We start from the raw sequence: 12848 nt of genomic DNA on the forward strand, positions 1-12848 counted from the left end.
AGATGGAAATCATACCGTCCGACGTCATCAAGACACTTCCGAAACAGGAATTTTCGCTCGTTTTTCAAAAGGTAAAAGAGTTGGAGAAAACGGGAGCCCAGATCATTAATCTCGGGCAGGGGAATCCCGATCTCCCCACACCGCCGCATATCGTTGAAACATTGCGGGAGGCTGCGCTGAATCCTTCGTATCACGGATACGGCCCGTTCAGAGGCTATCCGTTTCTGAAAGAAGCCATCGCGGAATTTTATGAGAGAGAGTACGGGGTATCGGTCAATCCGGAGACAGAAGTCGCGCTGTTCGGCGGAGGGAAAGCTGGTTTGTACGTTTTGACGCAATGCCTGCTGAATCCCGGCGATATCGCCTTAGTCCCGAACCCCGGCTACCCTGAGTATTTATCGGGCATTACAATGGCCAGAGCGGAGCTGCATGAGATGCCGCTTCATCCGGAAAACGGCTATTTGCCGGATTTTGAGCGGATTGATCCCGCCATCCTGAAAAAAGCCAAGCTGATGTTTTTGAATTACCCGAATAACCCGACGGGCGCGACTGCGGATCAGGCGTTTTATGAAAAAGCGGCAGCGTTTGCAAAAAAACATGACATCCACCTTATTCACGATTTTGCATACGGCGCGTTCGAATTTGATCAGAACCCGGCCAGCTTTCTTCAGGCGAAAGAAGCGAAAACGGTCGGCGCGGAGCTTTATTCATTTTCGAAAACCTTCAATATGGCAGGCTGGAGAATGGCATTTGCCGTGGGGAATGAGAAAATCATTCAGGCGGTCAATGAGTTTCAGGATCACGTCTTCGTCGGCATGTTCGGCGGCCTTCAGCAGGCGGCAGCGGCGGCGCTGTCAGGAAATCCTGAGCATACGGAGCGTCTGAAGCGCACATATAAAGAACGGATTGATTTTTTCACGGCGTTATGTGAAAAGGAATTAGGCTGGAGCATTGAAAAACCGAAAGGGACTTTTTATGTCTGGGCTGAAATTCCGAATGAATTCGATTCTTCACACCAGTTTTCGGACTATCTGCTGGAGCATGCCCATGTTGTCGTGACGCCCGGCGAGATTTTCGGCAGCGGCGGAAAGCGTTATGTCAGAATATCAATGGTGGCAAAACAGGGCGATTTAAGGGAATTCGTGCTGCGGATTCAAAAGCTAGGTTTGTCCTTTCCTTCATTACAAGAAACATCCCGCTGAGAGCGGGATGTTTTTATTATATGCTTTTCATGCTGCCGCCGTCGGCTGACACTTGCTGCCCGGTAATATAAGAGGCTTCTTCAGAGGCAAGAAAGGCAGCCAGCGCCGCGGTTTCTTCCGCAGTTCCGACACGCTTCATCGGGACGCCTGAGGCAATCCGTTCTTCCGCTTCCGCTTTAGAAATGCCGTTTTGCTTCATGACATTCTTCACGAATTGGTGATAACGGTCTGTGGCGATAAATCCGGGATTCAGACAGTTGACAGTAATGTGAAAAGGCGCAAGCTGAATGGCGATGTTTTTGCTGGCATTAATTAAAGCGGCGTTCATCATGCTGTTGGTAAACATATTGGCGCCGGGTTCTTTCCATAGGTTTCCGACGATATTAATGATTCTGCCGAATTCGTGCTGTTTCATGATCGCTGCGGCCGTTTTCATAGAGTCGATATAGGCGATCGTTTTATTCGTAAAGGTATTTGTCATATCCTCTATATCGCAGTTTTCAAAGGTATCCGGCGAGCCGCCCGGAATGTTGTTGATCAATACATCAAGCCGTCCGCATTGTGATCTGATCTCTTCAAAAATGCCGGCTCTCGCCTTCTGGTCCGACATATCGCCGGCCAGAACGGTGACGCCCGCATCCGGATGTTTGGCGAGGATCTCTTCTTTTACGGATTCGATATTTTCGGGAACTCGTGAATTAATGACGGTATGAAAGCCATTGTCCGCCAGTTTCAGAGCGATCGCTTTGCCGATCCCCTGACTGGCTCCCATAATAAATGCGGTTCGTTTTGACAACTGTCTGCACCCCTTTACCAAAATGGAATCTCCTTTACATCGTAAAAAAAAATGATAAAAATAGCAAATTTTATTTAAATTCTGACAAAGAAAAAACCCGCCGGACAGGCGGGTGGGTGTTACACGTGCAAAAACTTCGGAAGCGTGTCGAGAGACAAGCGGTTTCCGACAAAAAATGAACCGAATTCGCCGTAGCGCGCGCTGACTTCATCAAAGCGCATTTCATAAACAAGTTTTTTGAACTGAAGCACATCATCGCTGAAGAGCGTGACGCCCCATTCGTAATCGTCAAAACCGACAGATCCCGTGATAATCTGTTTGACTTTGCCGGCATAGCTCCGTCCGATCAAGCCGTGGCTTCTCATCAGGTTTCTGCGTTCATCCATAGAAAGCATGTACCAGTTGTCATTGCCGCTTCTTCTTTTATCCATCGGATAGAAGCAGACGTATTTCGCTTCGGGCAGCTCAGGATACAGGCGGGCGCGGACATGCGGATTTTCATACGGATCGCCTTCTCCGCTTGCCAGGTAGTTGCTCAGCTCAACCACGGACACGTAAGAATAAGCCGGGATTGTAAATTCAGCAAGCTTTGATTTGTTAAATTCAAGCTCGATTTCGTTCAGCTCTTCCATTGTCGGGCGAAGAATCATCAGCATGAAATCAGCTTTCTGTCCGACGATGCTGTAGATGGTTTGCGAGCCTTTGCCTTCTTTTTGGGCGACGCCCCATTTTTCAAGCAGTCCCGTAAATTCGTGAATAATCGACAGGCGCTCATCGCTGGATAACATCTTCCATGACGTCCAGTCCATTGTGCGGAAATCGTGAAGCGCGTACCAGCCGTCAAGCGTTTGGGCGGCTTCGTTCGTTTTTTGCTGCTCACTCATGTATCTTCACTCCTATATCTTTTCATTACATTGATGCCTTCACTATATCACAGTTTAACCGTTTCGGCTGTGGAGAAACCTTGAATAATCCGAAGCCTTGTGTCAGAAACTAAGCCGTGAAACAAACCGTCAATTAAATTAGTTAGAAAAATAAGATTTCTTTTTGAAAGCGCTATAATAGAAGTTGGTTATTTGAATTTAGCTGGAAGAAGAGTATGCTGTAAAAGTAAGCGTTTTTTGTCAACATAGAGGAGGGAATATCGTGGCAGATTTATTTACAAAAGTACAAGAAAAAGTCGCAGGAAAAGATGTGAAAATCGTATTTCCTGAAGGGTTGGACGAACGTATCCTGGTTGCGGTCAACAACTTGGCGGGCAACAAGGTATTAAAGCCGATCGTGGTCGGCAATAAAGAAGACATTCAAGCAAAAGCGAAAGAATTAAATCTTACGCTTGACGGCGTGGACATTTTTGACCCGCATACATATGAAGGCATGGAAGAACTCGTTCAGGCTTTCGTAGAACGCCGCAAAGGCAAAGCGACGGAAGAACAGGCCCGCAAAGCTTTGCTGGACGAAAACTATTTCGGCACGATGCTTGTGTACAAAGGTCTCGCAGACGGACTTGTCAGCGGAGCTGCACATTCTACAGCCGATACGGTGCGCCCTGCACTGCAAATCATTAAAACAAAAGAAGGCGTGAAAAAAACATCAGGCGTCTTCATCATGGCCCGCGGTGACGAGCAGTATGTGTTCGCTGATTGTGCGATCAACATTGCTCCTGACAGCCAGGACCTTGCCGAAATCGCCATTGAAAGCGCCAATACGGCTCAAATGTTTGACATTGACCCGCGCGTTGCCATGCTCAGTTTCTCTACAAAAGGATCGGCGAAATCAGACGAGACGGACAAAGTGGCTGAAGCCGTGAAAATTGCGAAGGAAAAAGCGCCTGAGCTTACGCTTGACGGCGAATTCCAATTCGACGCTGCATTTGTGCCGTCTGTCGCGGAGAAAAAAGCGCCGGACTCCGACATTAAAGGAGACGCGAATGTATTTGTATTCCCAAGCCTTGAAGCAGGAAACATCGGCTACAAAATCGCTCAGCGCTTAGGCGGCTTTGAAGCGGTCGGACCGATTCTGCAAGGATTGAATATGCCTGTAAACGATCTTTCCAGAGGATGTAATGCGGAAGACGTCTACAATCTTGCGTTAATTACGGCTGCTCAAGCGCTGTAATCCGCAAAAGCCGGCCTTTACGAGGTCCGGCTTTTTTTATAGAAAGAATGTCACTGCGGCCCAGCCGAACAGGGACAAACAGAGAGAACCGATCAAGCCTGCTGCGAGCGCCCGCCAGCCGCTATGACGAAACGCCGATATATGGACTTTCAAACCGAGACCCGCCATCGCCATGCCGATTAAAACATAAGACACTTGAACAAGAAACGCGGAAAACGAAGCTGAAATAACGCCTGATGTATGGATGGCGCTCATTCCGAGAAATCCGAAGATAAACCAAGGGATGGGGAGCGAAGCGGCAGAAGCCGTCTTTGACTTTCCGCTGCGGCGCGCCCGCATTCCGAGCATGAATGCGGCCGGGATGAGCAGCGCGACCCGGGTCAGTTTGACGATCACCGCCATCTCGACTGCTGCTTTTCCTCCGGCGCTGCCGGCCGCCGCCGCATGCGCCACCTCGTGAAGCGTTGCCCCGCAAAAGGCTCCGTAAACCGCAGGAGAAAAGCCCAATCCATGATAAGCAAGAGAATATACAACAGTAAAAACGGTTCCTAATAACGAAACGGCGGCCGCGCTGATGGCGGCTGCATTTTCATTTGATCTGATCTGCGGCGCGATCGCGGCAATGGCAGCCGCCCCGCAGATCGCTGTGCCGCAGGCGGTCAGCGTGCTGAGTGTCTGATCTATACGGAACAGCCGGGACAGTCCGTATACAACGGCACCCGCAAACATCATACAGCAAACGGCAATTGCAAATACGTGCCAGCCCGCATGATAGATATCCGCCAGATTCAGTCTCATGCCAAGCAGGATGATGCCTGCTTTCAGCAAGTATTTGCTTGAGAACGCGATCCCCGGCTCTAATGCCGCCCGCTGTCCGAATACGGCGCGCCAGAGCATGCCGATCAGCATTGCAAGGACAAGCATTCCGAACATATGAAAAAACGGCAGGCGGCTGACATAGAAAGCCGCAAACGCAATTCCTGCGGTAACTGAAACACCTTTTACCATCTTCATCTCAGTCACTTCCCATTATCTTGATAACTCCACTTTACTGCGGTCTTAATCATTAGTAAAATATATTTATATGATCTAAACAATTAGGAAAAATAATAATTAGGGGCGATGCTTTTTGTATTATGGGGAACTGAAAACATTCATTGCCGTCGTGGAAGAAAAAAACTTTACAAAGGCGGCGCAGAAGCTGATGATTTCTCAGCCGAGCGTCAGCCTTCACATTAAAAACCTGGAGAAAGAATTTCAAACCGCCTTGCTGAACCGCTCTCCGAAGCACTTTACGACTACACCGACGGGGGACATTCTCTATCAGCGCGCCAAGCAGATGGTCTTTTTGTACGAACAGGCGAAATCCGAAATTTACGCCCATCATCATTATGTCAAAGGGAAGCTCAAAATCGCCGCGAGCTTTACCATCGGCGAATATATTCTGCCGCCGCTTCTCGCAAAGCTTCATAACGAGTATCCCGAGCTGAACCTGGACGTCATGATCGGAAACACGGAGGAGGTCAGCGAAGCGGTTCGGATGCTTCAAGCCGATATCGGATTAATTGAAGGGCATACGGGGAAAAACGAGCTGGACATTCAGCCGTTTATGGAGGATGAATTGTGCATTGCCGCACCGAACGGACACCCGCTCGCCGGCAGAAAAAACATCCCGGCTGCCGAATTGCAAAATCAAGCGTGGGTGACGAGGGAGAAGGGTTCGGGAACGAGGGAATATTTAGACCACGTCCTTCAATCAAACGGACTGCGGCCGAAATCCATGATGACGATCAGCAGCAACCAGGGCGTCAAAGAAGCCGTGATCAGCGGAATGGGTCTTTCCGTTCTGTCAAAAAGCGTGCTGCAAAAGGATCTGCTTCACGGCAGCATTTCCGTGCTTGAGATAAAAGGATTCTCCTTAAAACGGAAACTGTCTATCATCCAATCTTCCATTATGGAGAACACAAAAAACAAAGAAATCTTCATCGCTCTTTTGAAAAGCCAATTTCAATCATCACAAGCGGAGTGATATAATAAATGCATGGAAAGCCTATGACGAAAGGGATTTAATATAGATGGGAAAGCAACCGATTGATTTACTGATGCAGCCGAGCTGGAGAATCATTGACCAATCCAGCCTCGGCCCTTATTTTGATGCGAAGCAGTCATTCGCAATGGATGATACGCTGTGCGCCTCCGTAGGCAAAGGGGAATCGCCTGCGACGGCACGCTCTTGGGTGCACCACCGGACGATCGTGCTCGGCATTCAGGACACACGCCTGCCGTTTTTAGAGGACGGCGTGAAATTGCTGGAGGACGAAGGCTATCGTGTCATTGTCCGCAATTCCGGAGGCCTCGCCGTCGTACTGGACGAAGGCGTATTGAATATCTCGCTTATTTTTGAAGACGAGAAAAAAGGCATCGACATCGACAGAGGCTACGAGGCGATGACAGAGCTGGTGCGGCGGATGCTGCGTCCGCACCATGCCGAAATTGAAGCATATGAAATTAAAGGATCGTACTGTCCGGGCAGCTATGATCTTAGCATCGGCGGCCGAAAATTCGCGGGAATTTCACAAAGACGCCTGCGGGGCGGAACCGCGGTTCAGATTTACCTCTGCGCCGATAAAAGCGGAAGCGAACGCGCCGATCTGATCAGACGTTTCTATCAAGCCGCTTTAAAAGACAAAAGCAACGATACAAAAGGCGTATATCCCGATATCCGGCCCGAAACGATGGCTTCATTAAGCGAATTGCTGCAAACGGACATTACCGTGCAGGACTTAATGCTGGCGCTTTTGACTGAACTGAAGGAACTTAGCGGACGCCTGTATGCAGCCGGATTATCGCCGGAAGAGGAAATGGTATTTGAAAAAAATCTGACCCGAATGCTGGAACGGAATGAGAAGGTGTTCGGCACGCAGGAAAGCTTGGACTAAGTCCGGGCTTTTTTTGTTTTTTGGTAATTATATACTATTTAGTTATAGTGAAAAAGAATCGTTATATCAAAACTAGTTTACATTATATACCTTATTTGATTAATATATTTATGTAGGTTCCAAATAATTCTATAAACTGAAGGAGATGGAGATATGAACTTTAAAAAAATAAAAGAAGAAAAAAGAATCACGATCCCGACACATTTGTTAGCCGGAGATGCGGAACAATCAGGCAATTCTTTCGCTTGGAGCGGCTGGGTGCTTGTAGTGCCGAGCCAAGAAGACAATCAAAACCCGAATTTGAATTTCTCTGATTTAGCCGCTCAAAAGTAGGATAATCACTGTTTGGAGCCTACACATCTGAGACGAGGCGGTGAGAGTGTGACACAAGAGTATATAAGAGAAATCAAGCGGGGAGCACTGTCATGGATTGTTAAAAATATACATTATTTTGATATGAATCATAAAGTAGCGAATGATTTCAGGTGGCGCCTTAAAACATTTATAGAACTCATTTTTCTTACCAATTACCTGATCAGAAATCAGGCAGATGATAAGGAAGTTGCTGTTTTAACGGAGTTTATTACAGAAAGGCTCCGTAATGATCAGCTTGAAGAATTTATTCATTTTGATCCGGACGGTCTCGCCGGATTGGCTATTGCGGGTGAATTTCTTACCTTGACTGATCATCCGTCACGGGCTTCAGTGATATGGGAGCTGGAAAAATTCACGGCAGCGCGTTTTGATTGCAGCCTTGCTAAAGTTCCCTTTCGGAAAATGGATCTGAAGTACAGTCTGCAAAGAGCAGGCGTAACCTCAGAAATAACGGATTTTTCTGACTTATATCACTACACAGCAGCTGGTCAGGATATCCCAAATACATATATGACGGATCATGATGCGTACAGCATCACTCATACGATTTTTTATATAACAGACATGGGATGTTCTTCGCTTACGGATAAAGAGTATCATCTGCCGTCCTTAAAAGAAAAGGTCCTGAAATTTCTCGGGATCTATATCTGTCTTGAGAATTTAGATATTACCAGTGAATTATTGATGTGCAGCTCTTTTTTACATATCAACATGGATAAGGACAACCATAAACCGCTCTATGAAGCAGCCTGGAATAAAATCTATCAGGGCCGAATGAAAGAGGGGAATGTCCCGAGCATCACCTATCAACATAAATCCGGTTTGACAGGTGAACAGCGAAGAGAAGATGTGTTCAAACATTGCTATCATACAACACTTGTCGCCGCTGGTGCCGCGCATGCCTGTCTTAGAGCAGAAAGGAACGATTAACTTGAATAGATTAGCTGAAGAGACAGACCAATTTTTATTATCTTTTGCTGAACAATCGCTTCCGGATCAAAAGAGCATTCAGCTGTTTGCCGGCTTCTGCAAGTACTACAGGAAGACGAGCCATTCTTCCGCTGTAAAAGAACATACTGAAAGGATTGCCTCCGCTTTCGTTGATAAGTCATGCTGGGAAGATCTGTTTCACTGTAACACGGCCATTGTCAATGAGTTGATTTATATCTATTTAACGGCAAAAGCTTATAAAAAGAAGCAGGGAATGGATTCGGATGATCAGGTCATACGTCACGGATTGCAAAACGGCTATCTTATAAAAAAAGAATGGCCTTATTTTAAATACGCCGAATTCGTCGGTTTGCTGAGCGAGCTGGGAATGTCAACTGACCATGAAAAAGTGCGCTTTTACAAGAATTCGATGTTTCAGCCTTTGCTCCATGACGCATGGAAAAGAACAGCTGAAAACGAGCTGGAGTTTGTCGAGTACTGTCTTCTTCATTTGAATGAGGGAGAGCATCTGCTTCATCCCGGCTTGAAGGCGTCCATTCAAAAATGGCTTGTGTTTTGTCTCGGCAGCCGAAAAATGAAACAGCTGTGCAATATGTTATTTATCCAATCGTGTATCGATCCATTTTTTTATGGCTGTCAAGCGGCTCTTCATCATATAAATAACGAGAATCCATCCATTCATTGTGCTCCGGCTCTTCTGCCGGCGATTGAGATTCTGAATCTGGAGTGTGGAACATGCAGATAGTCAAGGAACATTTTAATATAAAAAAAACAGAAGAATGGCTGCTGGGTTTTTGGAAGAACATTCAGCTGCAGCCGGAAGAAATGGAAGCAGATGATCTCATGCACCTGTTTTGCGGTTTAGCGGCATGTCATCATGTTGAAAGCAGAAAGGATACAGAAGAAGTTATTCTATTCCTAGACCGTTATTTCGGAGAAAAAACACACGAATGCCATCCGGTCCTGTTCGCGTATGCGTATCATGTGTACCGCAGGATAGATGCCGCAAAAAGCATCTTTTTTCATAACGGACTTGAACAAATGGCCCGCGGTTTACAAGAGGAACTGAAATCAGAGTCCTCCTCTATGATCCTCATGGTGTTAGGGGCTTATTTTGGGGCGGTGACTCCGGAAGAACTGATCGTGTTCTTAGAAACCGGGATGAAACGTGAGGCCGATTTGCTCATGGCACCGGGCAGCATCCAGCAAGAACAGGCGGATGCCCTTTATGCCGTCACTTATTTGCAAATGAATGAATTGCAGCCTTTTCTCACGGAATGGTACAAAACATCAGACTTTGCTTTTTCAGGTGTAATGTTAGCCGAGTGCAGAAAGTATCACATTGACGCCGTTGCAAAATACACTGCCATTATGAAATTTCTCCAATTCGATGAGGCGCTTTTTATACGGGAAGGGCGGGAATTTCTACGCTTTCAGCAGCGAAGCAGCGGGAGCTTCGGTTATTTGAATCCGTTAGCGATGGACCAAGGGGCGGTCAGCGGCAAATTGCTGGACCGTCAGTATTTCCTGCCGTCCGCTCATTATGCCGCCGCCTCTCTGTCTATGCTGTAATGTCTCTCTTTTGAAAGACGGAAAAAGAAATCAATAAACATATAAGAAAGTAGATCGCTATAACCGTCACGGAATAGGGGATGTTTAACGTTGAAATCGCATCACCCGCACTTTTATTTACATAAGCAACGAGATTTAAATGCGGAAAGAGCGTAAATTTATACCACGTAAATTGGGCAAGCAAATCAGTTCCGCCCAATATACTGCCGGCAAACAGCAGTAAAATCGATAAGCAAAGGGAGAGCGCCTGGCTTTTGCACAATACTGACAAAGTGAACGCAATGGTGACAATGCTTATAATTGATATGAAACGCAAAAGCAGAATGATTCCGGATGCTTTGATTGAACTGATGGTATACAGACTGTCATTTAAATGAGTATAGACGAGCGGATATGAAGCATTGGAAAAACCGAATAACACGCCGCCGATCAGCAAACAGCTCACACAGTAAAATAAGTAAATCATACCGGTAAACAGAAGGGAGGCCAGAAATTTCGATGTTAAAATCCGCCATCTTCGGTTCGGGCTTGTAGCGATAAACTTAATCGTTCCAAGGGCAAACTCTTTAGAAACAATCCCGCTGACGGTTAAAATCGCGGTTAAGCTTACGAAAATCTCAAGCCCGTTTGAAGTAACCGTGCCGAAAAACCTCCAGCCGTTCCATTCATAGGGGTTGATGTTATGCTCCAAATAATAGTCTTTATTTTTAACATCAGCAGAATAATAAACGCCTGTCGTTTCAGCCGGTTTATCAATTTCTTCCTGTTTTTTTTCGGCGAGAAGCCGTTCTTTCCAATTGTTATCCGAGGAAGCATCTAACTCATGATTCATAATAAGGCCGGCCAGCAAAACGATGAGAAACAGGAAAAAAAGAGATAAAAGTGTGCCTTTTTTTCGGGTTATTTTTATGAATTCGTTCTGCGCCAGATGAAATATGCTCATACCGCGTCCTCCTGATCTGTAATCATCATGTATTTCTCTTCCAATGACAAAGTTCTTGCAGAAACGCGGGAAATCAGAATCTCTTTCTCTGCCAAAGATTTAATGACATACGGGATGGTATCTTCTTCCGCTTCCAATTCAATGATGCGGCTGTCTTTTTGCTGTACTTGAAGAATACCGTCCTGCTCTAATATTTCTTTCGCCCTTGCCGGATGATCGACTGTGACGGTAAACAGTTTTTTCTGAGAAAGGTCATGTCTGTTCTTCATGTCTTCAATTCCTAAAATCCGTCCCTTTTTAATATAGGCAACCCTATCGCAAATCTCCTCCATTTCCGACAATAAATGGCTTGATAATAAAATAGAAACCCCTTGCTTCGATAAATCGGAAAGAATGGTGCGCAATTCTTTCATTCCTTTAGGATCGAGGCCGTTCATCGGTTCATCCAGAATTAATAATCCGGGATTGTGAAGAAGAGAATAAGCGAGCCCCAAGCGCTGTTTCATGCCTAATGAGAAATGTTTCACTTTTTTGCGGGCAGCCTGCTCTAGTCCGACTTTTGCAAGGGTATTCATAAGGTCATCCGTTCGCAGCGAGGTGCTGCGCAGTTTAGTAAAATATTTTAGGTTTTGCAAAGCGGTCATATTCGGATACATATCCGGGCCTTCAATGATAACCCCGATATGTCTCATAAAATATTCAAAGTCGCTGTCCGGTCTGCCTCTGAATGAAATGGCTCCTTCTGTTTTTTTAATAAGCTGTACGATCATTCTGAAAATAGTGGTTTTCCCTGAGCCGTTCGGCCCTAAAAGGCCGAAAATCTCGCCTTTTCTCACATCGAAAGAAATTGACTGTACAATAGGGGTATGATTGATTGTTTTAGAGACATCTTTTAATATCAGGGCTGGTTCAGTCATGATATTTGCACACCTTCCTTATGATTTAGGGTAAAAGCCGTCAAAACCGAAGAACATGCTTCCGATCAGGCCGGCAGCGATTAAAATGAGAGCAATGCTATACCACATTTTTCGATTCAATGGTTTCCCTCCTTACAACGCTGACATTCCATTTGAAATAGCGCAAAAAGATGCGGAATATCAGTTTCGAAAGATCAAATCCGGCCATAAACACCGCCATACCCGCTCCAAGGACCATACATCCGTTAAAAATGGCTGTTATAATCGGCACTTTTACGAGGAGAAAGAATGATCCGGTCATCAGCATCAGGCCGATCGCCATCAAACTTAACACCGCAACAGAGGCAAAAAGAAACGGTGTCAGCATAAACATGAAGTTGAACATGCCCATCCCCAGCATCAGGCCGAATGCTTTGAAAAAGGAGCGCCATGTTTTCTGCTCCTCGGCATCACTGATGAAAATATCCGCTTTTAAGGCGCGCGCAAGTGTTTTGGGGTTTCCTAAATTGCCGGCGATTTGTTCATCGCTTTTTCCTTCAGCGCCGCCCATTTGGAATATTTCGCTAATATCGGCGAGTATCTCTTTTTGCTCAAGTTCCGGCAGATCTTTTATTTCCCGCCGGAGATGTTTTAAATATTGGTCTTTACACATTCATTTTCCCTCCTTAATGATGCTGTTCACTTTTTCGGACAGGTCAAGCCATTCCGATTTTAATGTTTGATGATAAAAGGCGCCTTCTTCTGTTACTTTGTAATATTTGCGTGATGGGCCTTGATCGGATGCTGCTGTATACGTTTTTAGGTAGTTATTTTTTGTGAGTCTTCGTAATATGGGGTAGATGGTGCCCTCCGATACAGGGAACGTTTCACTTATGATCTTGATTAATTCATAACCATATAAATCTTCATAAAGAAGCAGGGACAACACACAAAGTTCCAACGCTCCTTTTCGTAATTGGCTACTCATTTACTATCATTCCCATCATATCTAATAATTGTATTCTCTATACAGTGTATTGCACAGTAGCTAATCGA

15 protein-coding genes are annotated in these 12848 nt (G+C 45.8%); 8 read left to right on the forward strand and 7 right to left on the reverse strand.

The window, feature by feature from the left end; genetic code table 11:
- Window positions 1–2 precede the first annotated feature (2 nt).
- Complete coding sequence (locus G9F50_RS01230) at window positions 3–1202, forward strand: transaminase BacF (protein WP_060562408.1); 1200 nt, start codon at window positions 3–5, stop codon at window positions 1200–1202.
- 16 nt (window positions 1203–1218) lie between these two features.
- Here the strand turns inward: G9F50_RS01230 and bacG are convergent, their stop codons facing one another.
- Window positions 1219–1998 (reverse strand): NADPH-dependent reductase BacG, encoded by a 780-nt coding sequence (bacG, locus tag G9F50_RS01235; RefSeq protein ID WP_025649393.1) that lies wholly within the window; start codon window positions 1996–1998, stop codon window positions 1219–1221.
- Between the two features lie 119 nt (window positions 1999–2117).
- Window positions 2118–2882 (reverse strand): hydrogen peroxide-dependent heme synthase, encoded by a 765-nt coding sequence (gene hemQ / locus G9F50_RS01240; RefSeq protein WP_003151011.1) that lies wholly within the window; start codon window positions 2880–2882, stop codon window positions 2118–2120.
- A gap of 262 nt (window positions 2883–3144) precedes the next feature.
- Between hemQ and pta the strand changes: the two genes are divergently transcribed.
- Window positions 3145–4116: a phosphate acetyltransferase gene (gene pta / locus G9F50_RS01245; RefSeq protein WP_003151012.1), complete on the forward strand. Its 972-nt coding sequence runs from the start codon at window positions 3145–3147 to the stop codon at window positions 4114–4116.
- Between the two features lie 36 nt (window positions 4117–4152).
- On the opposite strand, the gene G9F50_RS01250 is transcribed toward pta, so the two are convergent.
- Window positions 4153–5130, reverse strand: a complete 978-nt coding sequence (locus tag G9F50_RS01250; protein ID WP_060562409.1) for a YeiH family protein — start codon at window positions 5128–5130, stop codon at window positions 4153–4155.
- Between the two features lie 115 nt (window positions 5131–5245).
- Between G9F50_RS01250 and cysL the strand changes: the two genes are divergently transcribed.
- The 6 genes from cysL (at window position 5246) to G9F50_RS01280 (ending at window position 9953) form a co-directional block, all read left to right on the forward strand.
- Complete coding sequence (cysL, locus tag G9F50_RS01255; protein WP_007407666.1) at window positions 5246–6145, forward strand: cysJI operon transcriptional regulator CysL; 900 nt, start codon at window positions 5246–5248, stop codon at window positions 6143–6145.
- 46 nt (window positions 6146–6191) lie between these two features.
- Window positions 6192–7055 (forward strand): octanoyl-[GcvH]:protein N-octanoyltransferase, encoded by an 864-nt coding sequence (lipL, locus tag G9F50_RS01260; RefSeq protein ID WP_007407665.1) that lies wholly within the window; start codon window positions 6192–6194, stop codon window positions 7053–7055.
- 153 nt (window positions 7056–7208) lie between these two features.
- On the forward strand, window positions 7209–7388 hold the full coding sequence (locus G9F50_RS01265; RefSeq protein ID WP_003151018.1) for a hypothetical protein: 180 nt from the start codon (window positions 7209–7211) through the stop codon (window positions 7386–7388).
- 48 nt (window positions 7389–7436) lie between these two features.
- Window positions 7437–8360 (forward strand): DUF6895 family protein, encoded by a 924-nt coding sequence (locus tag G9F50_RS01270; RefSeq protein ID WP_060562410.1) that lies wholly within the window; start codon window positions 7437–7439, stop codon window positions 8358–8360.
- A complete protein-coding gene (locus G9F50_RS01275; protein ID WP_060562411.1) occupies window positions 8329–9126 on the forward strand; it encodes a hypothetical protein in 798 nt (265 codons plus the stop codon). Before G9F50_RS01270 ends, G9F50_RS01275 begins: the two co-directional genes overlap by 32 nt.
- Window positions 9117–9953 carry a hypothetical protein gene (locus tag G9F50_RS01280; RefSeq protein WP_060562412.1) on the forward strand — a complete coding sequence of 279 codons (837 nt, stop codon included), beginning with the start codon at window positions 9117–9119 and terminating at the stop codon, window positions 9951–9953. Before G9F50_RS01275 ends, G9F50_RS01280 begins: the two co-directional genes overlap by 10 nt.
- Here the strand turns inward: G9F50_RS01280 and G9F50_RS01285 are convergent.
- From G9F50_RS01285 to G9F50_RS01300, 4 genes are all read right to left on the reverse strand, one after another.
- Window positions 9943–10896 (reverse strand): ABC transporter permease, encoded by a 954-nt coding sequence (locus G9F50_RS01285; RefSeq protein WP_015418450.1) that lies wholly within the window; start codon window positions 10894–10896, stop codon window positions 9943–9945. The two genes, G9F50_RS01280 and G9F50_RS01285, sit on opposite strands and share 11 nt — an antisense overlap.
- Entirely contained in the window at window positions 10893–11813 is a 921-nt protein-coding gene (locus tag G9F50_RS01290; RefSeq protein ID WP_060562413.1) for an ATP-binding cassette domain-containing protein, read from the reverse strand. Before G9F50_RS01290 ends, G9F50_RS01285 begins: the two co-directional genes overlap by 4 nt.
- 97 nt (window positions 11814–11910) lie before the next feature.
- Window positions 11911–12465 carry an HAAS signaling domain-containing protein gene (locus tag G9F50_RS01295; RefSeq protein WP_165406486.1) on the reverse strand — a complete coding sequence of 185 codons (555 nt, stop codon included), beginning with the start codon at window positions 12463–12465 and terminating at the stop codon, window positions 11911–11913.
- Window positions 12466–12780 carry a PadR family transcriptional regulator gene (locus tag G9F50_RS01300; protein WP_007614461.1) on the reverse strand — a complete coding sequence of 105 codons (315 nt, stop codon included), beginning with the start codon at window positions 12778–12780 and terminating at the stop codon, window positions 12466–12468. It abuts the gene before it with no gap.
- Between the last annotated feature and the right edge of the window lie 68 nt (window positions 12781–12848).

It is taken from the genome of Bacillus sp. EKM206B, from assembly GCF_011066015.1.
In the GTDB taxonomy this organism is placed as follows: domain Bacteria; phylum Bacillota; class Bacilli; order Bacillales; family Bacillaceae; genus Bacillus; species Bacillus velezensis.